The 23,867-nt window shown below is 55.5% G+C and carries 22 protein-coding genes; 19 read left to right on the top strand and 3 right to left on the bottom strand.

Annotated elements, in window-relative coordinates; genetic code table 11:
• Window positions 1–222: 222 nt before the first annotated feature.
• Window positions 223–1,368 carry a CMY2-MIR-ACT-EC family cephalosporin-hydrolyzing class C beta-lactamase gene (ampC, locus tag ACSEMK_RS23060; protein WP_348854100.1) on the bottom strand — a complete coding sequence of 382 codons (1,146 nt, stop codon included), beginning with the start codon at window positions 1,366–1,368 and terminating at the stop codon, window positions 223–225.
• A 142-nt stretch (window positions 1,369–1,510) separates the two neighbouring features.
• On the opposite strand from ampC, the gene ampR reads away from it, so the two are divergent.
• From ampR to csiR, 12 genes are all read left to right on the top strand, one after another.
• Complete coding sequence (ampR, locus tag ACSEMK_RS23055; RefSeq protein WP_113374949.1) at window positions 1,511–2,401, top strand: LysR family transcriptional regulator AmpR; 891 nt, start codon at window positions 1,511–1,513, stop codon at window positions 2,399–2,401.
• Window positions 2,402–2,846: 445 nt separating this feature from the next.
• Complete coding sequence (locus ACSEMK_RS23050) at window positions 2,847–3,374, top strand: fimbrial protein (RefSeq protein WP_087859131.1); 528 nt, start codon at window positions 2,847–2,849, stop codon at window positions 3,372–3,374.
• A 69-nt stretch (window positions 3,375–3,443) separates the two neighbouring features.
• A complete protein-coding gene (locus ACSEMK_RS23045) occupies window positions 3,444–4,127 on the top strand; it encodes a fimbrial biogenesis chaperone (protein WP_045391067.1) in 684 nt (227 codons plus the stop codon).
• 90 nt (window positions 4,128–4,217) lie between these two features.
• The gene (locus ACSEMK_RS23040; protein ID WP_087859130.1) at window positions 4,218–6,743 is read left to right on the top strand and encodes a fimbria/pilus outer membrane usher protein; all 2,526 of its coding nucleotides are present in this window, start codon (window positions 4,218–4,220) and stop codon (window positions 6,741–6,743) included.
• Between the two features lie 19 nt (window positions 6,744–6,762).
• Window positions 6,763–7,803, top strand: a complete 1,041-nt coding sequence (locus tag ACSEMK_RS23035) for a fimbrial protein (RefSeq protein WP_213317716.1) — start codon at window positions 6,763–6,765, stop codon at window positions 7,801–7,803.
• Window positions 7,804–7,812: 9 nt separating this feature from the next.
• A complete protein-coding gene (locus ACSEMK_RS23030) occupies window positions 7,813–8,517 on the top strand; it encodes an EAL domain-containing protein (protein ID WP_045391073.1) in 705 nt (234 codons plus the stop codon).
• 261 nt (window positions 8,518–8,778) lie between these two features.
• A complete protein-coding gene (gene glaH, locus ACSEMK_RS23025; protein ID WP_045380863.1) occupies window positions 8,779–9,756 on the top strand; it encodes a glutarate dioxygenase GlaH in 978 nt (325 codons plus the stop codon).
• 27 nt (window positions 9,757–9,783) lie between these two features.
• On the top strand, window positions 9,784–11,052 hold the full coding sequence (gene lhgO / locus ACSEMK_RS23020) for an L-2-hydroxyglutarate oxidase (protein ID WP_213317717.1): 1,269 nt from the start codon (window positions 9,784–9,786) through the stop codon (window positions 11,050–11,052).
• A 22-nt stretch (window positions 11,053–11,074) separates the two neighbouring features.
• Complete coding sequence (gabD, locus tag ACSEMK_RS23015) at window positions 11,075–12,523, top strand: NADP-dependent succinate-semialdehyde dehydrogenase (protein WP_430915524.1); 1,449 nt, start codon at window positions 11,075–11,077, stop codon at window positions 12,521–12,523.
• Window positions 12,524–12,537: 14 nt separating this feature from the next.
• A complete protein-coding gene (gene gabT, locus ACSEMK_RS23010) occupies window positions 12,538–13,821 on the top strand; it encodes a 4-aminobutyrate--2-oxoglutarate transaminase (protein ID WP_015368062.1) in 1,284 nt (427 codons plus the stop codon).
• A gap of 113 nt (window positions 13,822–13,934) precedes the next feature.
• Window positions 13,935–15,335, top strand: coding sequence for a GABA permease (gene gabP, locus ACSEMK_RS23005; protein WP_015704496.1), 1,401 nt, complete (start codon window positions 13,935–13,937; stop codon window positions 15,333–15,335).
• Between the two features lie 45 nt (window positions 15,336–15,380).
• The gene (gene csiR, locus ACSEMK_RS23000) at window positions 15,381–16,073 is read left to right on the top strand and encodes a DNA-binding transcriptional regulator CsiR (protein ID WP_087859126.1); all 693 of its coding nucleotides are present in this window, start codon (window positions 15,381–15,383) and stop codon (window positions 16,071–16,073) included.
• Window position 16,074: 1 nt separating this feature from the next.
• Here the strand turns inward: csiR and ACSEMK_RS22995 are convergent, their stop codons facing one another.
• Together ACSEMK_RS22995 and ACSEMK_RS22990 are read right to left on the bottom strand one after the other, a co-directional pair.
• Window positions 16,075–16,443, bottom strand: coding sequence for a hypothetical protein (locus tag ACSEMK_RS22995; protein WP_228302482.1), 369 nt, complete (start codon window positions 16,441–16,443; stop codon window positions 16,075–16,077).
• Between the two features lie 108 nt (window positions 16,444–16,551).
• Window positions 16,552–17,445 carry a LysR substrate-binding domain-containing protein gene (locus tag ACSEMK_RS22990; RefSeq protein WP_015368059.1) on the bottom strand — a complete coding sequence of 298 codons (894 nt, stop codon included), beginning with the start codon at window positions 17,443–17,445 and terminating at the stop codon, window positions 16,552–16,554.
• A 150-nt stretch (window positions 17,446–17,595) separates the two neighbouring features.
• Here ACSEMK_RS22990 and ACSEMK_RS22985 point away from each other — a divergent pair, with 150 nt between their 5' ends.
• The 7 genes from ACSEMK_RS22985 to ACSEMK_RS22955 all read left to right on the top strand — a co-directional run bounded on the left by ACSEMK_RS22985 (window position 17,596) and on the right by ACSEMK_RS22955 (window position 23,866).
• Window positions 17,596–18,603 (top strand): aldo/keto reductase, encoded by a 1,008-nt coding sequence (locus ACSEMK_RS22985; RefSeq protein WP_435336648.1) that lies wholly within the window; start codon window positions 17,596–17,598, stop codon window positions 18,601–18,603.
• Between the two features lie 44 nt (window positions 18,604–18,647).
• Window positions 18,648–19,445, top strand: a complete 798-nt coding sequence (locus ACSEMK_RS22980) for an SDR family NAD(P)-dependent oxidoreductase (RefSeq protein ID WP_430915522.1) — start codon at window positions 18,648–18,650, stop codon at window positions 19,443–19,445.
• A gap of 32 nt (window positions 19,446–19,477) precedes the next feature.
• Window positions 19,478–19,894 carry an SRPBCC family protein gene (locus ACSEMK_RS22975; protein WP_045391102.1) on the top strand — a complete coding sequence of 139 codons (417 nt, stop codon included), beginning with the start codon at window positions 19,478–19,480 and terminating at the stop codon, window positions 19,892–19,894.
• A gap of 157 nt (window positions 19,895–20,051) precedes the next feature.
• Entirely contained in the window at window positions 20,052–20,264 is a 213-nt protein-coding gene (locus tag ACSEMK_RS22970; protein WP_087859121.1) for a DUF1471 domain-containing protein, read from the top strand.
• Between the two features lie 371 nt (window positions 20,265–20,635).
• On the top strand, window positions 20,636–22,039 hold the full coding sequence (locus ACSEMK_RS22965; RefSeq protein WP_087859120.1) for an undecaprenyl-phosphate glucose phosphotransferase: 1,404 nt from the start codon (window positions 20,636–20,638) through the stop codon (window positions 22,037–22,039).
• Complete coding sequence (locus tag ACSEMK_RS22960; protein WP_430915521.1) at window positions 22,029–23,315, top strand: outer membrane beta-barrel protein; 1,287 nt, start codon at window positions 22,029–22,031, stop codon at window positions 23,313–23,315. Before ACSEMK_RS22965 ends, ACSEMK_RS22960 begins: the two co-directional genes overlap by 11 nt.
• Window positions 23,312–23,866: a polysaccharide biosynthesis/export family protein gene (locus tag ACSEMK_RS22955; RefSeq protein ID WP_032707499.1), complete on the top strand. Its 555-nt coding sequence runs from the start codon at window positions 23,312–23,314 to the stop codon at window positions 23,864–23,866. Before ACSEMK_RS22960 ends, ACSEMK_RS22955 begins: the two co-directional genes overlap by 4 nt.
• Window position 23,867: the final 1 nt, after the last annotated feature.

Raw genomic sequence — 23,867 nt, 5'->3', positions numbered from 1 at the left:
TTGGCGGCCAAAGCCCGGGGGTACAGGGGGCGGCGGCGACTGGCCGCCCCCTGTGCGCTCCCTGCGCCACGGAAAACATGTTGCAGAAAAATTAACCGGGAGCGCAAGATACTCTGGAGCGAAACGAGATAAACGCTTTTCTCAAGCTAAAAGGTTGCAAACCGATAACAGTATCTACCAGTTAGCGCCACCTTGGCCCCACTAAGCGCAGCGCGACCGTCCTTACTGCAGCGCCTCAAGAATATGATACGCCGCCTTCACCCGCTCCGGGTTGGGGTAGCTTTTATTCGCCAGCATCACGATGCCGAGATCCTGTTGCGGGATAAAGGCCACGTAGCTGCCGAATCCGCCGGTGGAGCCGGTCTTATGTACCCAGGCGGCCTTCACCGGCGGCGCGGGCGGATTGACTGCCGTTACCGGCGTCGCGGCAAGCGCTACCTTATTATCGCTGCCGTTAATCAGCACCTCGGCCGACACCGGCCAGTTCAGCATCTCCCAGCCGAGACCCTGATACATCTCCCCAGCCCGCCAGTAGCGCGACTGCGCCAGCTGGATCCCCTGCCGCAGATTTTTATCCTGCACCGCCTCGTGGTTCATATTCGCCAGCACCCAGTGCGCCATATCCTCAATGCTCGACTTCACGCCGTAAGCCTCAGCGTCCAGTTGCCCCGGCGAAACATGTACCGCTTTACCGTCGCGATAACCCCAGGCGTAATCTTTGCTCTGGGCGGGCGGTACGTTAATCCAGGTGTGGCTCAGTGTTAACGGCTGCAATACGCGCTGAGTCATCGCCTGTTCAAAGCTCATACCGGAAGGTTTCACCGCCAGCGCGCCAAACAGGCCAATGCTGGCATTGGCGTACAGCCGCTTACTCCCCGGCGCCCACTGCGGCTGCCAGTTCTGATAGTAACGCAGTAATGCCGCTTCATCCGTCACCTCGTCCGGAACCTGCAGCGGCAGACCGCCTGCGGTATAGGTGGCGAGATGCAGCAGCGAAATCCCCTGCCACTGCTTGCCGGTCAACTGCGGCCAGTACTTCTGCGCCGGATCGCTGAGCTTAATTTCACCGCGCGCCACCGCATCGCCGCCCAGCACGCCGGTGAAAGTCTTACTAACAGAGCCCAGCTCAAACAACGTCTGTCGCGTCACCGGACGCTGGCCGGCGACATCGGCCTGGCCCCAGGTGAAATAGTAGGGTTTGCCGTGATAGATCACCGCCACCGCCATACCCGGTATCGCCTGTTCTTTCATTAACGGCGTGATGGTCTGATTGACCAGTTCGCGCAGCTGCTCCGCCGTTTGCGGCGCGGCAAACGTCGAAAATGAGGCGCCCAGCAGCAGTACGCCTGTAAGGGATTTTTTCATCATGAAGTATTTTTCCATTATCGGTTCTCGCTCAATATCCACTCTCGTCCGGGCCCTTCAGACGCGCTCAGTGTCGGTGTTTTGCACTGCGCTGACAAACTGTTAAATTTAGCAGCAGGCTTTAGTTTTTCTAACGGATAATGTTATGACGCGCAGCTATCTTCCTCTCAATTCACTGCGGGCGTTTGAAGCGGCCGCCCGGCATCTCAGTTTTACCCGCGCGGCGATTGAGCTTAACGTCACCCACTCCGCCATCAGCCAGCATGTGAAGACGCTGGAGGAACATCTTAACTGCCAGCTGTTCGTTCGCGTGTCGCGCGGCCTCAAGCTCACCACCGAAGGAGAAGGCCTGTTACCGGTACTCAATGAGTCGTTTGAAAGGATTGCCGGGATGCTCGACCGTTTTACCGGTCAGCAGGCGCAGGAGAAGCTCAAGATCGGCGTAGTCGGCACTTTCGCCACGGGCGCGCTGTTCCCACTGTTGCCAGCCTTCTGGCGCGAGTGCCCGCATATCGATTTGCAGATCTCCACCCATAATAATCGCGTCGATCCCGCCGCCGAAGGGCTGGATTATGTGATTCGTTTTGGCGGCGGCGCCTGGCATGATACCGCCGCGCAGTATCTGTGCGCCGCCCCGCTCTCCGCGCTGTGCGCCCCGTCATTAGCTGCCCGGCTAAATACACCGAAGGATATTTTGCAGTTCACGCTGCTCCGCTCTTATCGCCGCGACGAATGGTCGGCGTGGATGCAGGCAGCGGGAGAATTGCCGCCTTCGCCAACCCATCGGGTTATTGTCTTCGACTCATCCGTGACCATGCTGGAAGCGGCGCAGGCAGGCTTAGGCGTGGCTATCGCCCCGGTAAAAATGTTCAGCCATCTGCTGGAAGAAAAACGCATTGTGCAGCCGTTTAAGATTCATATCGATCTCGGCAACTACTGGCTGACGCGTTTGCAATCGCGTCCGGAAACGCCGGCAATGTTGCATTTTTCCCGCTGGCTGGCGGAGGCCTTAAAAGGGGTTAATTCGGCGGAGTAATCCGCCATCAGTAGGCGCTCCCGAAGGTAACAGGAAACATTTGGAAATAACGCTTACACATTATGCATAGCGATGGATAAATCAGCGTTTTTAATTTGCCCGGCACAGCACATAAACGTTTCCCCCCTGAGAAACAAAAACAATAAAACCAACTAAAAACAATAAGTTAATTAATTTCCTTTCCCCGCAAAACTCTCTCCAGCCACCCGCTGACCATAAAATTATTATCGTTGCCAATATCAGATAAGTCCGATCAAGTGCATCGTTTATGTCTATTAATTTTCTGTAATTAAGTCACCGAAGCAATCAAAACGCGAAAACTGTTGCTGTATATTTCATCGCGATCAACACGCCAACATAGGTTATCTGGATACCCATCTGCACGGTATTCGCTTGCCGTGTTTGATTACCACTATGGTTATCCCCTTAAGTACATGGAGTTAAAATGAATAAGAAATTACTGCCTGTTGTAGCACTGATCCTGTCCGCGTCCGCCACCAGTGCTTACGCAGTTAACGGCAAGGTCAACTTCACCGGTGAAATCATCCAGTCAACCTGTACTGTGACTTCTACCGACCAGAACAAAGACGTTTTTATCGGTAAATACCCGACTACCGCGTTCAACGCTGTTGGCGATGTTACCGCTTCTAAAGCGTTCACCATCAACCTGGAAAAATGTGAAGCCGGTGATTACTCCCTGCGCTTCGACGGTGCGACCGTTGCCGGTAACCCGAACCTGCTGTCCGTTGATAACGCTGGCGGCGTAGGTATCGAAATCCTGACCAACGACGAAAAAATCGTCCCAATCAACCAGAGCGCAGACGACAACTCCCCGTGGGTTAACGTTGCAGCGTCTGACGACAACAGCGGCACTGCGGTATTCAACCTGAAAGCTCGTTACAAATCCTTCCTGAAGGATGTGACTGCTGGTTCTGCTAACGCAAACGCCACCTTCACCATCGAATACAAATAATACGGATAATCCCGTTTTAGGGTAGACGTTTTGGCCATGGATGGCTGGTAACATTATTTGGAACGTGAAATGAAAAAGTTATTAACCGCTTTATTGTTATTTGTCTCGCTGGATACTTTTGCGGGTATTCAGGTCGATCAGACTCGGGTTATTTATAACGGCGGGGAAAAATCTGCGGCGTTATCCATTCATAATGATACCGATGAAACATGGATGGTTCAGACCTGGCTTGATACCGGTGACGCCACCGCAACGCCAACCAATTTACCGATGCAGGCTATTCCGCCGATTTTAAAACTGGCGGGCAATAAAGACGCTATTTTGCGCTTTGTTTATTCCGGCAGCGGATTACCGACCGACCGCGAATCCGTGTACTGGATTAACGTGCAGGAAATTCCGCCTTCGGCGAAACAAGAAAACGTACTGCAGATTGCGATCCGCACCCGCGTGAAGCTGTTCTACCGCCCTACCACGCTGAAGACCACTTTGCAAAAGGAAGCCCAGGCCCTGACCTGGCGCAAGCAGGGTAACGAGCTGGTCGTGACTAACAAAGGTCCGCTGCACGTGACTTTCGGCGTACTGACGCTGAAGAGCGGCGCGAAGACCTGGAAAGTGAATGCTGACATGGTTAACCCCATGGACTCTCTGAACATCAAATTGCCAGCCGGCGCGGCGGCAGCGGATCAGATGTCATTCACTTTTATCAATGATTTTGGCGGACATACGGAAATTAAAGATATCCGCATTCAGTAAGAGAGCAATACAATGGCTAGCCATAATAAAATAAGGACGATCCCTGGATGTCTGGCGCAGCACGTTCGCTTTGCTGTTTACGCCTCGACAATGTCATTACTGGCGACACCATTTGTCAATGCCGAAGAGCAATTCAATACCTCTTTCATCCGCGGGGCGAATAACGCCTCGCTGGTGCAAAACCTCTCTACCGGCGACGATATTTTACCAGGTAAATATGCCTTCGATATTTACCTGAATAAAAATCGCGTCGATCACCGGGAAATAGAATTTAAAAAAGATACGCCTAACACCCCGGGCTATTTCTGTTTAGATGCCGACAGCTACCGTTCATACGGCGTTCTGGTGCCAGATACCGCCGGCAGCAGCGCCTGCTACGATCTGGTAAAAAATATTCCAGGCAGTAGCGTGAGCTGGAACGCCGCGCTGCAGGAGCTGAACATCTCCGTACCGCAAACTGAACTCGAAGCGCGACCACAGGGCGAGATTTCGCCGCTGGTCTATGACGACGGTATTAACGCCGGTTTCGTTAACTACGCTTTCAGCGGCAGCCACTCCCGTTTTTCCAGCGGCAGCGGCAAACAGGACAGCGACTACTACTTCCTGAGCCTCAATAACGGCCTTAACGTCGGCGCGTGGCGTTTTCGCAATACCTCCTCCCTGTCAAAACAGACCGGGCAAAAAGAGCAGTGGAACCCGATTTCCACCTGGGCGGAAACCGATATCGCCTCGTGGCGCAGCCGTATTCAGATTGGCCAAAGCAACACCAATAATAACGTGTTCGACAGCTTCCAGTTCCGCGGCGCGCAGATTTCCAGCGTTCCGGAAATGCTGCCGGACAGCCGTCGCGGCTACGCGCCGGTCGTACGCGGCGTCGCCAACACCAACGCCCGCGTCGAAGTGCGCCAGAACGGCTATACCGTATACAGCACCGTGGTGCCGCCGGGACCGTTCGCGCTGACCGATATTTCACCAAGCACCCTTAGCGGCGACTTAGCCGTAACGGTTATCGAGGCGGATGGCTCACGCCATAGCTTCACCCTGCCTTACTCCTCCGTACCGAATATGCTGCGCGACGGGATCTGGGAGTATCAGGTGACCGCGGGTAAATACCACGACGGCACCAATAATTATCAGCCGCAATTTATCCAGGGCACCGTCGCGCATGGCGCCGGCTCCGACTATACGCCATATGGCGGGATTATCATGGCCGAGCACTATCGCTCCGGCGTGGTCGGGTTGGGTAAAAACATGGGCGAGTACGGAGCGGCCTCCGTTGACGCCTCATGGTCTGATACCGATCTGGCTTCCGGCGAGAACAAGCGCGGCGCCAGCGTACGCTTCCTCTATTCCAAATCGCTCAACACTCTCGGTACCGACGTACAGATCGCCGGCTACCGTTATTCGACGTCGGGCTTCTATGACTTCTCCGATGCGGTAGCTGAACGTAACAACTGGCAGAACGGTTTCTACCACACCCAGTATTACGATCAGAGCGACGATAAAACCGGCGCGCCGGATTGGGCGACGCAAAACCAGCGCCGTCGTTACTACGACTCGCAGCAATACAACAACAAACGCCAGCGCGTCGAGATGACGGTCAACCAGCACATTGCCGGCGCTTCGCTGTACGCGACCTTTATTCGTCAGAACTACTGGAACACTTCCGCTTACGACCGCACCATCCAGACCGGTTTCAACACTACCTGGAATCGCGTCAGCGTCGGCGTGTTTTACCAGAACAGCCGCAGTAACTACGGCTATAGCGACAACAGCGTTAACCTGAACGTCTCGGTGCCAATCAACATCTTTGGCCCGGACCATGAAAGCACGGTTAACTTTAACGCCTCTAACAGCAAGCAGAGCGGTAGCGGCTACAGCGCCGGGATGAGCGGTACGCTGCTTGATGACAACCGCATGAATTACTTCGTGCAGAGCGGTCACACCCAGCACGGCGGCGATACCAGCCTGGTCAACCTGGGTTATCTGGGCAGCATGGGTAACGTCGATCTGGGCTACAGCTACAACAACAACTATCAGCAGACTTCGCTGAACGTCTCCGGCGGCGTGGTCGCGCACTCTGGCGGCGTCACCCTGTCGCAGCCGCTGCAGAACACCTTCGTGGTGGTGAAAGCGAAAGGGGCGCAGGGCGTGCGCCTGGAAAACCAGCCTGGAGTAGCGATTGACCGCTTCGGCTACGCGGTGCTCACTTCTGCGATGCCGTATCGCCACAACCGCGTCGCGCTGCGTACTTCGGATATCGGCAACGGCCTGGAAATTCCGCTGGCGGCGAAAGATATCGTGCCGACCGAGCGCGCCATCGGCCGCGTGACCTTTGAAACGCATCTCGGCCAGAGCCTGCTTATCCACGCCAAACTGGCGGACGGCAGCGTGCCGGTGATTGGCGCCAATATCTTCGGTCAGAACGGCGAACATGTCGGCGTAGTCGGTACCCGCGGTGAAGCGTACGTTTCCGGCGTTCAGAGCGGCGACCGTCTGCAGATGAAATGGGGCGACGATGCCGACGCCTCCTGCAGCCTGACGGTGCCAGAGTTACCTGCTATTCAAGCCGATCAACCCGGTGGTTATCAGGTCGTCTCCCTGACCTGTAAATAACATGAAAGGACAATTAGTTATGTCGAAGTTTAACCTCTTATCCCGCACCGGGCTGACGCTGCTGGTACTCTCGAGCGCGCTGTTCTCCACCAGCAGCTTCGCGCTGAGCTGTAAGAAGAACGGTACGGAGATTTCGCAGACCATCGCGCTCACCGATCAGATTAACGTTTCGACCGCTAACCTGAAGCCGGGCGCCCTGCTGTGGCGTTCGCCGACGTTTACCTCCACCTTCACCTGTACCGATACGGATCATATGCCCAACGGCGAAAATGCGTATCTGTACTGGGATCCGGAAACCCGGATGCAGAATATCCACAACTCGCTGGAAGTCGGCGTAACCTATCTGAGTTCCGATATTAAACCGGCAAAAGGTCAGAAAACCGACATCGGTCCCGGTACGGTCTGCCGCCGCAACCGTCCCGGCGGTGCATGCCAGTCTCCGGCGACCCCGCAGACCGTCACGGTGACCTACTCGGTTTATATTAAAGCCACCGGTAATCCGCCGCCGTCAAACGGCGTGATTAACGACACCAACCGCTACGCTATCTTCCAGGTTGACGGCGTTGGCGGCCTCAACAGCCGCCCGAATAGTAACTTCCGCGCGTGGGTCACCGGGCTTGGCAACATCCGCTTTATCGCCTGTAACCCGAAAATCACCGTCTCGGCGAACAATGGTTCAACGGTAAACTTCGGCAGCATCCCGGCGCGCAATGCCGTCGTCGGCGCCATTGAGAAACAGGTTCCGTTCAGCGTCCGCGCCGACCTGACCGGCGCTGGCCAGGATTGCCAGGGGCAGACCTTAATGGCCAGCTTCAGCACCCAGCAGCCGACCCAGGACACCAATACCATTCTGCCATCTAACGATAGCGGTTTTGGCATCCTGCTCTCGCGCGCAGATGCGCCGACAACCTGGCTTTCCATGAATACCCCGACGCAGTTGGGCATGATTAACGGCAGCGTGGTAGAAAGCAACTTCCTGGCCAGCCTGAAATGGCTAAGCGTTAAGCCAAAAATCGGCACCTTTAATGCGACGGCCAATATCGACGTTACCTTTAAATAGTGAAGCAAAATGCCGCTGACCAACACCGAACCGACCGGGTTACGCTATGTATTTCAGCCGATGTTCAACCGCGAAGGCAAAATGATTGCGGTTGAATGTTTGACCCGGTTTGCTCATCACGAGCCTGCTAGTCCGCAAGAAATAGAACGGTTTTTCAGTGAGGCATCGGAATCACTGCGCGCCCGCATCCTGCTCGAACAGATTGAGCTGGTCAGGCAGCATCAGCAGTGGTTCCGCCACAACGAAGTCATGGTTACCCTCAACGTCGACGAGTCGACGCTGCATATGCTGCATGATGATTTTATCGCCGAGTGCGTGAAAACCATCGGCTGCCTGCATTTTGAGGTTAATGAATTTTCCAACACGCTGGTGAAACGCACCCCGACCATCGACGCCCTGACGGACAAATACTCCTTCTGGCTGGATGATTTTGGCGCCGGTTACGCCGGGTTCGCCGCCCTGACGGCGCAACCCTTTCGTTTTATCAAGACCGACAAGAACCTGTTATGGAGCCTGCTGGAAAAGAAAAACGGCCAGCAGTTGATGGACTCACTCCTGCACTATTTTCAGGCGAATCAGTATCAGGTGATCGTCGAAGGTATTGAAACCGAAGCTCATCTTCAGTGGCTGGAAAACATGCCGTGGTTTGCCCTGCAGGGGCTCCTCTGGCGGGAACAAACCATTGAAGCCTTAGTGGCCAGCGTCGAAAAATAACCCCGCTTTTCCCCGGATATCCACTCCCCCGCTATCCGGGCTGTCCGTCCTATCTTCAACTTATTAATTTTCAGGCATTTTTCTTTTCCCACCTCGTCTGCCCTCGCCTTTCATATTGTTAACTTATTGTTGCTAGCGATCACAAAAATTAAACAATATGGCTATTTCATACGCATTTTTCAAAAATGTAGATATTTTTAATTTATGGCTACGAAATGAGCATCACCCCGACTCTCTGACTCTACCCGAGGAATGATTCTGATGAATGCACTGACCGCCGTAAAACCTCATGCTGATGATTTGGCCCACAGCTACACCGGTTTTTCCTTCGCTCCCTCTGCGCAATCGCCGCGTCTGCTGGAGCTAACGTTCACCGCCGAAACGACCGCGCAATTTTTGCAACAAGTCGCGCAGTGGCCAGTGCAGGCGCTGGAATACAAATCCTTTTTGCGCTTTCAGGTCGGCAAGATCCTCGACGATCTGTGCGGCAACCAGCTGCAGCCGCTGCTGATCAATACACTGCTCAATCGCGCGGAGGGCGCTCTGCTGATCAACGGTATCGGCATTGACAACGTCTCTCAGGCCGATGAAATGGTCAAACTGGCTACCGCCGTGGCGCATTTGATCGGCCGTTCCAACTTTGATGCCATGAGCGGCCAGTATTACGCTCGCTTCGTGGTGAAAAACGTCGATAACTCAGATAGCTACCTGCGCCAGCCGCACCGCGTGATGGAACTGCACAATGACGGTACCTATGTCGAAGAAATTACCGACTACGTGCTGATGATGAAGATCGATGAACAGAATATGCAGGGCGGCAATTCACTGCTGCTGCATCTCGATGACTGGGAACATCTCGACGAATTCTTCCGCGATCCGCTGGCCCGCCGTCCAATGCGCTGGGCCGCGCCGCCGAGCAAAAACGTCAGCAAAGACGTCTTCCATCCGGTTTTCGACGTCGACCAGCAGGGTCGCCCGGTAATGCGCTATATCGACCAGTTTGTGCAGCCGAAAGATTTCGAAGAAGGCACCTGGCTGAGCCGCCTTTCCGACGCGCTGGAAACCAGTAAAAACATTCTTTCCGTACCGGTGCCGGTGGGTAAATTCCTGTTGATAAACAATCTTTTCTGGCTGCACGGTCGCGACCGCTTTACCCCGCATCCGGATCTGCGTCGCGAACTGATGCGCCAGCGCGGCTACTTTGCGTATTCCACGAATCATTACCAGACTCATCAATAAGGGTTCTTAGGCGAAGGAATTGAGCGGATGTATGATTTCGTGATTATCGGCGGCGGCATTATCGGCATGTCGACCGCCATGCAGTTAATTGAGATTTACCCGGACGCCCGCATTGCCCTGCTGGAAAAAGAGTCCGGCCCGGCCTGCCATCAGACTGGCCACAACAGCGGAGTGATCCACGCCGGGGTTTACTATACCCCCGGCAGCCTTAAGGCGCAGTTTTGCCTCGCCGGCAACCGCGCCACCAAAGCCTTTTGCGAGCAGAATGCGATTCGCTACGACGTCTGCGGCAAGATGCTGGTTGCCACCTCGCCGCTGGAGATGGAGCGGATGCGCGCGTTGTGGGATCGCACCGCCGCTAACGGGCTGCAACGCGAATGGCTGAGCGCGAGCGAGCTGCGCGAACGCGAGCCGAACATCAGCGGACTGGGCGGGATCTTCGTTCCTTCGAGCGGCATTGTCAGCTATCGTGAAGTCGCGGCGGCAATGGCGAAGATCTTCGAATCCAAAGGTGGAACGATTGTCTACGACGCCGAAGTCAGCGCCCTGAAAGAGCACGCCAGCGGCGTGGTCGTCCACACCCGCCAGGGCGGCGAATATGAGGCATCGACGCTGATTACCTGCTCCGGGCTGATGGCCGATCGGCTGGTGAAAATGATCGGCGTCGATCCCGGCTTTATCATCTGCCCGTTCCGCGGCGAATATTTCCAACTGGCGCCGCAGCACAACCAGATCGTCAATCATCTGATCTATCCGATCCCCGATCCGGCGATGCCGTTCCTCGGCGTCCACCTGACCCGCATGATCGACGGTAGCGTCACCGTCGGCCCTAACGCGGTGCTGGCGCTGAAGCGCGAAGGCTATCGCAAGCGCGATATCTCACTGAGCGATACCCTTGAGATCCTGACCTCGCCCGGCATTCGCCGGGTACTGCAAAACAACCTGCGCTCCGGGCTTGGCGAAATGAAGAATTCGCTGTGCAGAAGCGGCTATCTGCGGCTGGTGCAGAAATACTGCCCCAGCCTGACATTAAGCGATTTGCGCCCGTGGCCTGCCGGCGTGCGGGCACAGGCGGTATCGCCGCAGGGCAAGCTGATCGACGATTTCCTCTTTGTCACTACCGCGCGTTCCATCCACACCTGTAACGCGCCGTCGCCGGCGGCCACGTCGGCTATCCCGATCGGCGCGCACATCGTCAGCAAGGTGCAAACCCTGCTGGCAAGCCAGAGCAATCCCGGACGCACGCTGCGTGCGGCACGTAGCGTGGAGACACTACACGCCGCTTTTACTCGTTAACCCCTTAAGACAGGAAGCGATTATGCAACTTAAAGATGCAACTCTGTTTCGCCAGCAGGCGCTAATTGATGGCCAGTGGCGCGATGCGCAAAACGGCGACGTGATTGCGGTGACCAACCCCGCCAACGGCCAGCAGCTGGGTAGCGTGCCGAAAATGGGCGCCGACGAAACCCGCGAAGCGATTGAAGCCGCCAACCGCGCCCTGCCAGCCTGGCGTGCCCTGACCGCCAAAGAGCGCGCCACGCTTCTGCGCCGCTGGTTCGATCTGATGATGGAGAACCAGGACGATCTCGCCCGCCTGATGACCCTCGAACAGGGGAAACCGCTGGCGGAAGCCAAAGGCGAAATCAGCTACGCCGCCGCCTTTATTGAGTGGTTCGCCGAAGAAGGTAAGCGCATTTACGGCGATACCATTCCCGGTCATCAGGCCGACAAGCGCCTGATTGTCATCAAGCAGCCCATCGGCGTTACCGCCGCCATCACCCCGTGGAACTTCCCGGCGGCGATGATCACCCGTAAAGCGGGCCCGGCGCTGGCCGCCGGCTGTACCATGGTCCTGAAACCGGCGAGCCAGACGCCGTTTTCCGCGCTGGCGCTGGCCGAACTGGCGAATCGCGCCGGTATTCCCGCCGGGGTATTTAACGTGGTCACAGGTTCCGCCGGGGCCGTCGGCAACGAACTGACCAGCAACCCGCTGGTACGCAAGCTCTCCTTCACCGGCTCGACCGAAATTGGCCGCCAGCTGATGGAGCAGTGTGCGAAAGACATCAAAAAAGTGTCGTTAGAACTCGGCGGCAACGCGCCGTTTATCGTCTTTGACGACGCCGACCTCGATAAAGCCGTCGAAGGGGCGCTGGCGTCGAAGTTCCGCAACGCCGGGCAGACCTGCGTCTGCGCCAACCGACTGTATGTGCAGGACAGCGTCTATGACCGTTTCGCTGAAAAACTGCAGCAGGCGGTGGAAAAACTGCATATCGGCGACGGCCTGCAGGACGGCGTCACCACTGGCCCGCTGATCGATGATAAAGCGGTAGCTAAGGTCGAAGAACATATTGCCGACGCCCTTGCGAAAGGCGCGCGCATCGTCACCGGCGGCAAACCACACGCGCTGGGCGGCAACTTCTTCCAGCCCACCATTCTGGTCAACGTCCCGAGCAGCGCCAAAGTGGCGAAAGAAGAGACCTTCGGCCCGCTGGCGCCGCTGTTCCGCTTTAAAGATGAAGCCGATGTCATTGCCCAGGCCAACGATACCGAATTCGGCCTCGCCGCCTATTTCTACGCCCGCGACCTGAGCCGCGTCTTCCGCGTCGGCGAAGCGCTGGAGTACGGCATCGTTGGCATCAATACCGGCATTATCTCCAACGAAGTCGCGCCGTTCGGCGGCATTAAAGCCTCCGGTCTGGGCCGCGAAGGTTCGAAGTACGGCATCGAAGATTATTTAGAAATCAAATATATGTGTATCGGCCTTTAACAGGAGAGCAGGACATGACCAGCAATAAAGCGTTAATGCAGCGCCGTAGCGACGCGGTGCCGCGCGGCGTCGGACAGATTCACCCTATCTTTGCCGACCGTGCGGAGAACTGCCGGGTATGGGACGTTGAAGGCCGTGAATATCTCGATTTCGCCGGCGGTATCGCGGTGTTAAATACCGGCCACCTGCATCCTGAGGTGATCGCCGCGGTGGAAGGCCAGCTGAAGAAGCTGACCCACACCTGCTTCCAGGTGCTGGCCTACGAGCCCTACCTGCAGCTTTGCGAAATGATGAACCAGAAAGTGCCCGGCGATTTCGCCAAGAAAACCCTGCTGGTGACCACCGGTTCGGAAGCGGTGGAAAACGCGGTCAAAATCGCCCGCGCGGCGACCGGGCGTAGCGGCACCATCGCCTTTACCGGCGCCTATCATGGCCGTACCCATTACACCCTGTCGTTAACCGGTAAAGTGAACCCTTACTCCGCGGGTATGGGGTTAATGCCGGGCCACGTTTATCGCGCGCTCTACCCGTGCGCGCTGCACGGCATCAGCGATGATGACGCGATCGCCAGCATCCATCGCATCTTCAAAAATGACGCCGCGCCGGAAGATATCGCCGCTATCGTCATTGAACCCGTCCAGGGCGAAGGCGGTTTCTACGCCGCCTCCCCGGCCTTTATGCAGCGCCTGCGCGCGCTGTGTGACGAGCACGGCATCATGCTGATCGCCGATGAAGTCCAGAGCGGCGCGGGCCGTACCGGCACGCTGTTCGCGATGGAGCAGATGGGCGTGGCGCCGGATATCACCACCTTTGCCAAATCCATCGCCGGCGGTTTCCCGCTGGCGGGCGTCACCGGACGGGCGGAAGTCATGGACGCCATCGCGCCGGGCGGATTGGGCGGCACCTATGCCGGCAACCCGATTGCCTGCGCCGCCGCGCTGGCGGTACTCAAGGTTTTCGAACAGGAAAACCTGTTGGAAAAAGCCAATCAGCTCGGCGACAAGCTGCGTAAAGGCCTGCTCAATATCGCCGAAACGCATCGCGAAATCGGCGACGTCCGCGGCTTGGGGGCGATGATCGCCATTGAACTCTTTGAAGAGGGCGATCACAGCAAACCCAACGCCAAACTGACGGCGGATATCGTCGCCCGCGCGCGCGATAAAGGCCTGATCCTGCTCTCCTGCGGACCGTACTACAACGTGCTGCGTATTCTGGTGCCGCTGACTATCGAAGATGCGCAGATCGCGCAGGGACTGAAGATTATCGCCGACTGTTTTAACGAAGCTAAACAAGGCTAACACTCCTGCACCGGATGGCGACGCTCACGCGCCCCGTCCGGTTGCCTGTCGGCCGGATTGGGCGCAACCGCCATCCGGCAAACGGCGCCAAAAAACAATAAAAGGGGTTAATGATGGGGCAACTGTCGCAATCACATGATTTAGGGGGCGGGCTGAAATCACGCCACGTCACCATGTTATCTATTGCCGGCGTTATCGGCGCAAGTTTGTTTGTCGGTTCCAGCGTCGCCATTGCCGAAGCGGGCCCGGCGGTGCTGCTCTCCTACCTGTTCGCCGGGCTATTGGTGGTGATGATTATGCGTATGCTGGCCGAAATGGCCGTCGCCACCCCGGATACGGGCTCCTTTTCGACCTACGCCGACAAAGCGATCGGCCGCTGGGCGGGTTATACCATCGGCTGGCTGTACTGGTGGTTTTGGGTCCTGGTTATCCCCCTGGAAGCCAATATCGCCGCCATTATTCTCAACTCATGGATCCCCGGCGTACCGGTATGGCTATTCTCGCTGGTCATCACCCTCGCCCTCACCGGCAGTAATCTGCTGAGCGTCAAGAACTACGGCGAATTCGAGTTCTGGCTGGCTATCTGTAAGGTTATCGCCATTCTGGCCTTTATCGTGCTGGGCGCGGTGGCCATCACCGGCTTCTATCCCTATGCCGAAGTGAGCGGGATTTCGCGCCTGTGGGATCACGGCGGCTTTATGCCTAACGGCTTCGGCGCGGTGCTCAGCGCGATGCTCATTACCATGTTCTCATTTATGGGCGCGGAGATAGTCACCATTGCCGCCGCCGAATCGGATACGCCGGATAAACATATTGTTCGCGCCACAAATTCCGTTATCTGGCGCATCTCTATCTTCTATCTGTGCTCCATTTTCGTGGTCGTCTCGCTGATCCCGTGGAACATGCCGGGGCTGAAGAACGTCGGTTCATACCGTTCGGTACTGGAGTTACTGCATATCCCCTACGCCAAGCTGATTATGGACGGCGTGATCCTGCTGTCGGTGACCAGTTGCCTGAACTCGGCGCTGTATACCGCTTCGCGAATGCTCTATTCCCTGAGCCGCCGCGGCGATGCGCCAGCTATAATGGGCAAAACCAACCGCAGTAAAACGCCGTATGTGGCGGTGCTGCTCTCCACCGGCGCGGCCTTCTTAACGGTGGTGGTGAACTACTATGCCCCGGCGAAAGTCTTTAAATTCCTCATCGATAGCTCCGGCGCCATCGCCCTGCTGGTCTATCTGGTCATTGCCGTATCTCAGTTGCGGATGCGCAAAATCCTGCTGGCGAAAGGCGGTGAAATTCGCCTTAAGATGTGGCTCTATCCGTGGCTCACCTGGCTGGTTATCGCCTTTATCACCTTCGTACTGGTGGTGATGCTGTTCCGTCCGGCGCAGCAGCTGGAGGTCATTTCCACCGGCGCGCTGGCGATCGCTATCATCTGCACGGTGCCGATTATGTCGCGCTGGAAAAAGCTGCTATTGTGGCAAAAACTGCCGCTACAAAATACGCGTTAACCCTGTTCCCGGCGCAGGCCGGGAAATGTATTCAGGAGCAAGACTATGACCGCCATTCCTCAAGCGACGGCCATTGATGGATACCGCTGGTTGAAGAACGACATCATCCGCGGCGTTTATCAGCCTGATGAAAAACTGCGTATGAGCCTGCTGACGTCGCGCTATGAGCTTGGCGTCGGGCCGCTGCGGGAAGCGCTCTCGCAGCTGGTGGCCGAGCGGCTGGTGACGGTGGTCAACCAAAAAGGCTATCGTGTCGCCTCGATGTCCGAGGCGGAACTCCTCGATATCTTCGATGCCCGCGCCAATATGGAAGCCATGCTGGTGCGCCTCGCCATTGAGCGCGGTGGCGATGAGTGGGAAGCCGAGCTGCTGGCCCGCGCGCATCTGCTTAATAAGCTGGAATCCAGCGAAGCAAGTGAGCGCTTACTCGATGAATGGGATCAGCGCCATCAGGCGTTTCATACCGCCATTGTCGCCGGCTGTGGTTCGCAGTATTTACTGCAGATGCGCGAACGGCTGTTCGATCTGGCGGCGCGCTACCGCTTCATCTGGCTACGCACCACCGTGCTGTCGGTAGAAATGCTGGAAGATAAACATGTCCAGCACCAGACGCTGCTGGAAGCCATCCTGGCGCGCGACGCCGAGCGAGCCAGCGCGCTCATGCGCGAGCACTTACTTACCCCCATCCCGATTATCCAACAGGCGATGGCCGGCAAACTGCAGACGCAGCAGACCTGATTCAGGCGGCGGGCTTTTTATAATACGGCAGCTGCGTGACCGGATACTCGTAGTGTTCCTCCACCACGCAGCGGTCCGGCGTCGCCATTCCCGAGTAGAAGAAAAAGTACTCCTGACTGTCCGGAAAAAAGACCAGATCGTCGCCGTTACGAAAGCTGGTTACCCGATAGGGAATATGATTTTTGGTCTGCGCCTGACGCATGCCGGAAGCGACCTGGAAATGGTCGCCCCACTTCATGGTCGATAGCTGGTAATGGAAACGCGAGATGGTCACGTTTTTGCGTAAAGAGCAGGATAATTTTACCGCTGTGCCGGCGAAAGCCGGAGAAAGGAAGCAGCTTAATAAACTGATAGATAATAAAAATTTCATGAAGGTCTTATAATTTTAGGGTCAATATTTGACGGTAACATGAATTGGCTGCGCAGGCAGGGATCGCGGCGGATTTTCGTGCCGCCACGTCCTATTCCAGGAATATTCCTAATTATTCTCGCCGCGTAGCACTTCGCGAAAGTGCATCACCAGCGGGCGCTGGTTAGCTTTGTGCCATACCGCCCACAGCTGGGTCGAATAGCTCATCCACGGAATTTCCCGCAGCACGACCCCCTCAGGGGCGTTATGCCGCAGGCTGTGCTGGATCAGCGCCACGCCCAGTCCCGCAGCCACCAGCCCCAGGGCCGTTAATGGCTCTCCGGCTTCCAGACGAATATCCGGATTAAAGCCCGCACGCACGCAGGCGGCGACAAAATCATCGCGCGAATGGGCATCGTCGTTATGGATAACCGCGATCCACTGCTGATCGGCCAGCTGCGCCGGCTGCAAGTTTTCCGCAGCGGCCAGCGGATGATTCTGCGGCAAAGCCAGCAGCATCCGGTCATCAAGCACCTGGGTATACTCCAGATCCTGTTCGCCCGCCGAAGGCGGCATGTCCACCAGCGAGAAGTCCAGACTGCGCTGGCGCAGGCCCTCAATCTGCGTGGCTGGCGGCTGGCTATACAGCGCGATATGCACGTCCGGGCGAGACGTTCGTAGGGTGCGCAGTGCGGTAGAAAGCACGCCGGAGTGCATGGCGTTTTCGATATAACCGATACACAACCCGCCATCTTCGCCGCGCCCCAGTCGTTTACCTAATGATTCGAGACGGTTGGCATGGGTCAGCAACGAGCGCGTTTCGGCCAAAAACGTCTGCCCGTCCGCCGTCAGGCGAATACGCTGCTGGTTACGTTCAAACAGCATGAGCCCAAGGCGCTCCTCCAGCTGGGCTATCTGGCGGCTGAGCGGCGACTGCGAAATATGTAAGCGTTCGGCGGCACGGCCAACATGCTCCTCTTCCGCTACCACCACAAAGTACTTCAACTGGCGTAAATCAATCATGTGAGACCTCAAAGGACTTAAGTCAGACGAATTATGTCCTATCAAGTCATAACACCGCAAGGTATTGTGATCTCCGTCACAGGGCGACAGCACAAATCGCCCGCACAGAACCCTTCCCAAAACGGGAACCCAATATCGAGGACATCTTAGATGAGCATCAAACATATTCTACCAGGCAACATCGGTTTAGGCGGCGCGCCGCTGGGTAACATGTTCCGCAACATCCCGGAAGACGAGGCGCACGCCACCGTCGCCGCCTGGGATCTGGGCGTTCGTTACTTCGATACCGCTCCGCTGTACGGGTCAGGTCTTTCTGAAATCCGGATGGGCGAAGCGCTCTCGCAATACCCTCGCGACCAGTTCGTTCTGAGCAGCAAAGTCGGCCGCATCATGCTTGATGAAATGGAAGACCCAGCCGCGCGTGATTTCGGTGAGAAAGGCGGTCTTTTCGAATACGGCCTGAAAAACAAAATCCTCAACGATTACTCGGCCGACGCCACCCTGCGTTCTATTGAAGACAGTTTAAAACGGCTGAAAACCGACCATCTCGACATCGTATGGATCCACGATCCGGCGCAGGATTTCTACGGTGACAGCTGGCTAGAACAATTCAACATCGCCCGTACCGGCGCCTTCCGCGCGCTGACCCGCCTGCGTGAAGAAGGCGTAATTAAGGCATGGGGGCTGGGCGTGAACCGCGTCGAACCTTGTGAATTGACCTTAGCGCTCGACGAACCGAAGCCGGATGCGTTCCTGCTGGCTGGCCGCTACTCGCTGCTGGACCACAAACGCGCCCTGCAGCGCCTGATGCCGGAAGCGCTGGAACAGAATGTCGATATCGTTGTCGGCGGCCCTTACAGCTCGGGCGTTCTCGCCGGCGGTGAACACTTCGAATACCAGAAAGCCTCTGCGGCGATCCACCAGCAGGTGGCGCAGATCAAGGCCATTGCCGCCCGTCATCAGGTGGATGTGAAAGCCGCGGCGCTGCAGTTTGCCCTGGCTCATCCGGCGGTGGCCGCCGTGATCCCAGGCTCCAGCCGTCCGGGCCGTATGGCGGAAGATCTGGCCGCGTTGAAAGCGACCATCCCTGCCGCTTTCTGGGAAGAGATGCGCAGCCAGAATCTGGTGGCTGATAACGCGCCGCTGCCGATTCGTTAATTTTAGCGGGGCCGCAGGGCCCCTCTTAAAACAAGAGAGACACCATGAAACTGGATCTAACCCATAAAGTCGCCGTGGTGAGCGGCTCCACTTCCGGCATCGGGCTTGGCATCGCAAAAGGCCTTGCTCAGGCGGGCGCGACCGTGGTCATCGTCGGCCGTCAACGGCGCGGTGTTGATACCGCCATGGCGGCGATTAATGCCGAACTCCCGGATGCGCAGCTGCGCGGGGTGGTCGCCGACCTCAGCACTGAAGAAGGCGTCAGCGCGCTGCTCGCCACCGAGCCGCATGCTGATGTGGTGGTTAACAACCTCGGCATCTTTAACGATAAAGATTTCTTTAGCGTACCGGATAGCGAGTGGATGCACTTTTATAACGTCAACGTGCTTTCCGGCGTGCGGCTGTCGCGCCACTACGCCCGGGGGATGATCGACAACGGCTGGGGACGCATTATTTTCGTCTCCTCGGAATCCGGCGTCGCGATTCCTGCCGACATGATCAACTACGGCGTGACCAAAAGCGCCAATCTCGCGGTCTCCCACGGGCTGGCGAAACGTCTGGCCGGTACCGGCGTCACCGTTAACGCCATTCTGCCCGGCCCCACCTTCACCGAAGGTTTGCAGGAGATGCTGGCGGAGGCCGCCGCGCAGTCTGGCCGCAGCCCGCGTGAACAGGCTGATGAATTTGTGAAGACCGCGCGCCCAAGCTCGATTATCCAGCGGGCGGCGGACGTCGACGAAGTGGCGAACCTGGCGGTGTATCTCGCCTCGCCGCTTTCGTCGGCCACTACCGGCGCTGCGCTGCGCGTCGATGGCGGCGTCGTCGACACCCTGGCAATGTAATTCTAATCATCTGCAATAAAGAGAGAAATAAAATGGCTAATACTACTGTATCTATCGAAATCCCGGCTTCTGTCGACCAGGTCTGGCAACTGATGGGCGGCTTTGACTCGCTGCCCGACTGGCTGCCGTTCATCCCGAAAAGCGTAGTGAGCGAAGGAGGACGCGTGCGTACGCTGACCACTTCCGATGGCGGCACGGTCATTGAACGTCTGGAGGCGTTTGATAACCGCCAGCGCAGCTATAGCTACTCGATAATCCAGGCGCCGTTCCCGGTTGTGGATTACCTCTCCACGATCGCGGTAGTGGCCACTGCCGATAGCAATATCACCCGCGTCGAGTGGTCCGGCAGCTTCACGCCGGTTAACGTCAGCGACGCGGATGCCGAAGCGCTGTTCAGCGGTATTTATCGCGACGGCCTGCAGGCGTTGAAGAATAACTTTAGCGCCTGATTGTTGCCAGGAATGGCCAGGCCATTCCTTTTATGAACAAAAGAAGAAAAGTCTATTGCCCGTTGCCGTCTTTTTCAGACAACGGGCGGGGCATATCCTTTACGCCATCACGTTGCAACGGGCGACGTTAACGAAACAACTTACCAGGATTATGAACATGAAAACCGTATCGACTATTTTTTCCGCAGCCGCACTTTCACTTTTTGCCTTTACCGCTTCCGCGCATAGCGTCACTGCGACCGGTAATACGCTTGACTCCGCTGAAGCGGTGATTGCCAAAAAAGCGAAAGAACTGAATGCGAGTGATTATAAAATCACCAGCGCCCATATGGGGAATAAGGTGACGATGAGCGCCGAGCTGTACAAGTAAAGTCGGGTACTCTTCAGAGCCCCGGCAACTCAGCATCTTGAGTTGGCCGGGGGCTAAGAATTCTCACTCTCCAGACTCCGGTTGTTTCACCTGCAATTAGTCCTTCACCCTGAATTCCACTCTACGTTTACGCTCAACAACAATTAATACTTCGGTATTAATCCCCCTCTTTCCCGCTTAAATAACTCGCATAAAGAACATTAAAAAACAGTTTTATTTTTAAACTGAGATTTGTCGACACTACCCAACTCATAGTCTACAATGATGATTGATAACCATTTATTGCAAATGTGAATGATTATCAGGCTTTCCAGTTAGTTTAAAAAAATAGCATAACGATGTTTAAATAACTCATTTTAAACGAGCAAAAAATGGCAGATAACAATATAAAAATTTATCACTCCCGTTATAGCAAGTTGATAAAACTACTGGATTTCCTCACCGTCAACATTTTGATTTTTATCTATTTAAAATATTTTTACACTGAACCCTCTACCGCTTCCGCGCTAGTTGGAATTATCTATTCATTAGTATTCATAAGAATTAATGAGTATTTTCAACTGTATTCCGGACAATTTAAAGGCCACTATTTCACAAAATCAGCCGCGCTTATATTAAGCGTATGCCTAAGTAGTATTGTTTCATTTTTATTTTTTGTCGTTGCCGAGTGGCTAATTAACGCACAATCTGTAGTTAATTTTATCCCGCTGGCCGTCAGTTTGGCTAAGTGTTCGATATTTATATTTTTAATTGTCTTTGTGGTGCGGGCAATCACCGCGCATTATCTGTTTAACTCGGTGTTACGGGTGGCGATTCTTGGTATTACGCCTGCGGGCCTGGCCATCGAGCAGGCTTTACAAAAAGAGTACTCACAGCGCGGCATCATCATCAGCTATTTTGAAGATCGCAACAACCAGCGCGATAGCCGGCTGATGAGTATTGAAAGAAAAGGCAACTCGCGCGATCTGCTGGCTCTGGCGAAAACAGGCGGCGTTGATGAAATTTACATCGCGCTCCCCATGGTTGCGCAGCAGCGTATCAAGCAGTTTCTTAATGAATTCTCTGACACAACCGTCGATGTATTCCTGGTACCGGATCTATTCTCTTACAGCTCGCATATTTCCCAGCTGCGCATGTTCGGCAATCTGCAGACTATCAGTATCTTCACTTCGCCTTTTGATGGCGAAGGGGCGATCATCAAGCGTATTGAAGATATCATTCTCGGCTCTTTCTTTACCTTAATTAGCCTGCCGGCGATGCTGTTCGTGGCGATTGGTATCAAGCTCACCTCGCCGGGGCCGATTTTATTTAAACAGAATCGTTATGGCCTCAACGGCAAGCAAATAGAAGTGTGGAAATTCAGGACCATGCGGGTCATGGAAAATAGCGCCGTGGTCACTCAGGCGACCCGCAACGATCCGCGTATCACCAAATTCGGCGCTTTTTTGCGTAAAACCTCACTGGATGAACTGCCGCAGTTTTTCAACGTGCTACAGGGGCGGATGTCGATCGTCGGTCCGCGCCCGCACGCGGTGGCGCATAACGAGCAGTATCGCGTGCTGGTGGAGAACTACATGATTCGCCATAAGGTTAAACCAGGGATCACGGGGCTTGCGCAGATTAACGGCTTCCGCGGCGAGACCGATACGCTGGACAAAATGGAGAAGCGAATTCAGTACGACCTGGCCTACATCCAGTCCTGGTCGCTGTTCCTCGATCTCAAAATCGTCTTTTTGACTTTCTTCCGGGGCTTTGTTGGCAAAAATGCGTTCTAGGTTCGCCGTTCTGGCCGGTTTGCTGTCTGTGCCTTACGCACACGCCGACCTGCAGGCAAAACCGCATACCGGGGTTGCCGGCATCGATTTCGAGAGCCAGTTGGGTTATGACATCGGTTACGATGACAACGTGACCTGGCAGCGCTACGACCAAAATAAAATCGGTTCCAGCTACCAGAATATTAAACCTATCGTCAAAGCCATCGGCGAACGTTATGAAGACCGCTACCTGTTGATGTATTCCGGCGATTACCGCAACTATAGCAACGATAGCGCGGATAATCGCAATAACCATTTTTTTATGTTTAACGGCAAATGGCGATTTGGCAGCATGCACGGGCTGTCATTGGATCTCGATGAGACGCTGGGTCATGAAGAGCGCGGCCGCGACACCACCGAAGGCTTTTTGCCCGAGCAGTTTAAAGAGTTTGGCATCAACAAACCGATCGGCACCCGCTTCTTTAATAGCGAGCTTCGTTACAGCTACGGCGCGCCGGAAGGTCGCGGTAAAGTTGAAATCGCGCTACTGCATAAACAGTTGCGTTTTCGCGACCTCGACAGCATCAAAGACGCCAGCGATGACTTTAACTATTACATGCACGATCAGGAGTGGCATGAAAACAGCCTGGTGGCCGAACTGTTCGACCAGAAAGCTAAAACGCTGCGCTATCGCTATAGCTTTATCACCAACCAGCGCCGCTACGAGCTGAACCCGTTAAAAGACAGCAATGAGTATTACCTGCTGTTCGGCATGAAGAATCGCCTGTCGGGTAAAACGGAGATTAACGGTAACGTCGCCTGGCTCTACAAAGACTTTATCCATAACCCGGACTCACAGGGTTTTAACGGCTTGAACTGGGATATCAACGCCGACTGGAAACCGCTGGAACAAATGAAAGTTAACCTACACAGTTCCCAGCGCATCAAGGACCCCACCGACTCCGGCGGCTATATCCTGGTGTCAAATTTCGGCGTCGGCTATGAACATCACTGGCTGGTGGATCGTTTCTCAACTCTGGTCGATTATTCATATATCACCGAAGACTATAAGCATCAGAGCAATAAGCGCAAAGATAAGTCTAATCTGCTGTCGCTGACCTTTAACTATGATTTCCGACCATCGGTTAACTTTAAGCTGAAGCTGCAATGGAACACCATGCACTCAAATAAAGATACGGACACTTTTTATATTGGCCCGGACTACTCGCATGCGGTTGACCGCACCCTGGGCTACGACGATTCGGCCATTATTTTTATGACGCAGGTACAACTATGACCTTTTTAAACAGGACACTGGTGATGCTTCCGCTGCTGGCGCTACTGCTGGCGGGCTGTTCGACGCCGCCGCAGACCATTAAAACGCCGCCGGACGCCGTCTACCTTTTGGACCAGGGCGATGAAGTCAATATTGCAGTCTCCGGGGAGCAGGATCTGACGATGCGGGTAAAAATCGATAATAGCGGCAGCATTGATTACCCCTATATCGGATCGCTGCTGTTAAAAGGCAAAACGCCTGAACAGGTGAGTAATGAAATCGCCGATAAACTGCGCGGTAACTACCTACAGGCGCCGATGGTCACGGTGAGCATCGCCGAATACCGCAAAGTTTATCTGCTCGGCGAAGTGAAAAAACCGGATGGATATGCCTGGGAGCCGGGTTTAACGGCGGAAAAAGCCATTGCCCTGGCCGGCGGTTTCACCGACCGCGCCGACCGTCATGATATTCAAATTCGACAGGCCCGCGGCGGAAGGCTGCTGGAAAATGTCGCCGCCGACTCCGCCGTGCAGGCAGGAGATACCATCATTATTGGCATGAGTTTCTTCTGAT

Origin of the sequence: Klebsiella sp. K-3, assembly GCF_051207495.1 — a bacterium.
Taxonomy (GTDB): domain Bacteria; phylum Pseudomonadota; class Gammaproteobacteria; order Enterobacterales; family Enterobacteriaceae; genus Klebsiella; species Klebsiella aerogenes.
The sequence above is the reverse complement of the archived record's forward strand: the minus strand, read 5'-3'. Positions and strand labels throughout refer to the sequence as shown.

Excerpts from the sequence above, each read along its gene's own strand:
- ACSEMK_RS23035 (WP_213317716.1), top strand. The coding sequence starts at position 6,763 with ATGTCGAAGTTTAACCTCTTATCCCGCACCGGGCTGACGCTGCTGGTA.
- ACSEMK_RS22965 (WP_087859120.1), top strand. The coding sequence starts at position 20,636 with ATGGCAGATAACAATATAAAAATTTATCACTCCCGTTATAGCAAGTTG.
- ampC (WP_348854100.1), bottom strand. The coding sequence starts at position 1,368 with ATGATGAAAAAATCCCTTACAGGCGTACTGCTGCTGGGCGCCTCATTT.
- lhgO (WP_213317717.1), top strand. The coding sequence starts at position 9,784 with ATGTATGATTTCGTGATTATCGGCGGCGGCATTATCGGCATGTCGACC.
- gabP (WP_015704496.1), top strand. The coding sequence starts at position 13,935 with ATGGGGCAACTGTCGCAATCACATGATTTAGGGGGCGGGCTGAAATCA.
- ACSEMK_RS22955 (WP_032707499.1), top strand. The coding sequence starts at position 23,312 with ATGACCTTTTTAAACAGGACACTGGTGATGCTTCCGCTGCTGGCGCTA.
- gabD (WP_430915524.1), top strand. The coding sequence starts at position 11,075 with ATGCAACTTAAAGATGCAACTCTGTTTCGCCAGCAGGCGCTAATTGAT.
- ACSEMK_RS22975 (WP_045391102.1), top strand. The coding sequence starts at position 19,478 with ATGGCTAATACTACTGTATCTATCGAAATCCCGGCTTCTGTCGACCAG.
- ACSEMK_RS22980 (WP_430915522.1), top strand. The coding sequence starts at position 18,648 with ATGAAACTGGATCTAACCCATAAAGTCGCCGTGGTGAGCGGCTCCACT.
- ACSEMK_RS23045 (WP_045391067.1), top strand. The coding sequence starts at position 3,444 with ATGAAAAAGTTATTAACCGCTTTATTGTTATTTGTCTCGCTGGATACT.
- ACSEMK_RS22985 (WP_435336648.1), top strand. The coding sequence starts at position 17,596 with ATGAGCATCAAACATATTCTACCAGGCAACATCGGTTTAGGCGGCGCG.
- ACSEMK_RS23050 (WP_087859131.1), top strand. The coding sequence starts at position 2,847 with ATGAATAAGAAATTACTGCCTGTTGTAGCACTGATCCTGTCCGCGTCC.
- ACSEMK_RS22990 (WP_015368059.1), bottom strand. The coding sequence starts at position 17,445 with ATGATTGATTTACGCCAGTTGAAGTACTTTGTGGTGGTAGCGGAAGAG.
- ACSEMK_RS22970 (WP_087859121.1), top strand. The coding sequence starts at position 20,052 with ATGAAAACCGTATCGACTATTTTTTCCGCAGCCGCACTTTCACTTTTT.
- ampR (WP_113374949.1), top strand. The coding sequence starts at position 1,511 with ATGACGCGCAGCTATCTTCCTCTCAATTCACTGCGGGCGTTTGAAGCG.
- gabT (WP_015368062.1), top strand. The coding sequence starts at position 12,538 with ATGACCAGCAATAAAGCGTTAATGCAGCGCCGTAGCGACGCGGTGCCG.
- glaH (WP_045380863.1), top strand. The coding sequence starts at position 8,779 with ATGAATGCACTGACCGCCGTAAAACCTCATGCTGATGATTTGGCCCAC.
- csiR (WP_087859126.1), top strand. The coding sequence starts at position 15,381 with ATGACCGCCATTCCTCAAGCGACGGCCATTGATGGATACCGCTGGTTG.
- ACSEMK_RS23030 (WP_045391073.1), top strand. The coding sequence starts at position 7,813 with ATGCCGCTGACCAACACCGAACCGACCGGGTTACGCTATGTATTTCAG.
- ACSEMK_RS22995 (WP_228302482.1), bottom strand. The coding sequence starts at position 16,443 with ATGAAATTTTTATTATCTATCAGTTTATTAAGCTGCTTCCTTTCTCCG.
- ACSEMK_RS23040 (WP_087859130.1), top strand. The coding sequence starts at position 4,218 with ATGTCATTACTGGCGACACCATTTGTCAATGCCGAAGAGCAATTCAAT.
- ACSEMK_RS22960 (WP_430915521.1), top strand. The coding sequence starts at position 22,029 with ATGCGTTCTAGGTTCGCCGTTCTGGCCGGTTTGCTGTCTGTGCCTTAC.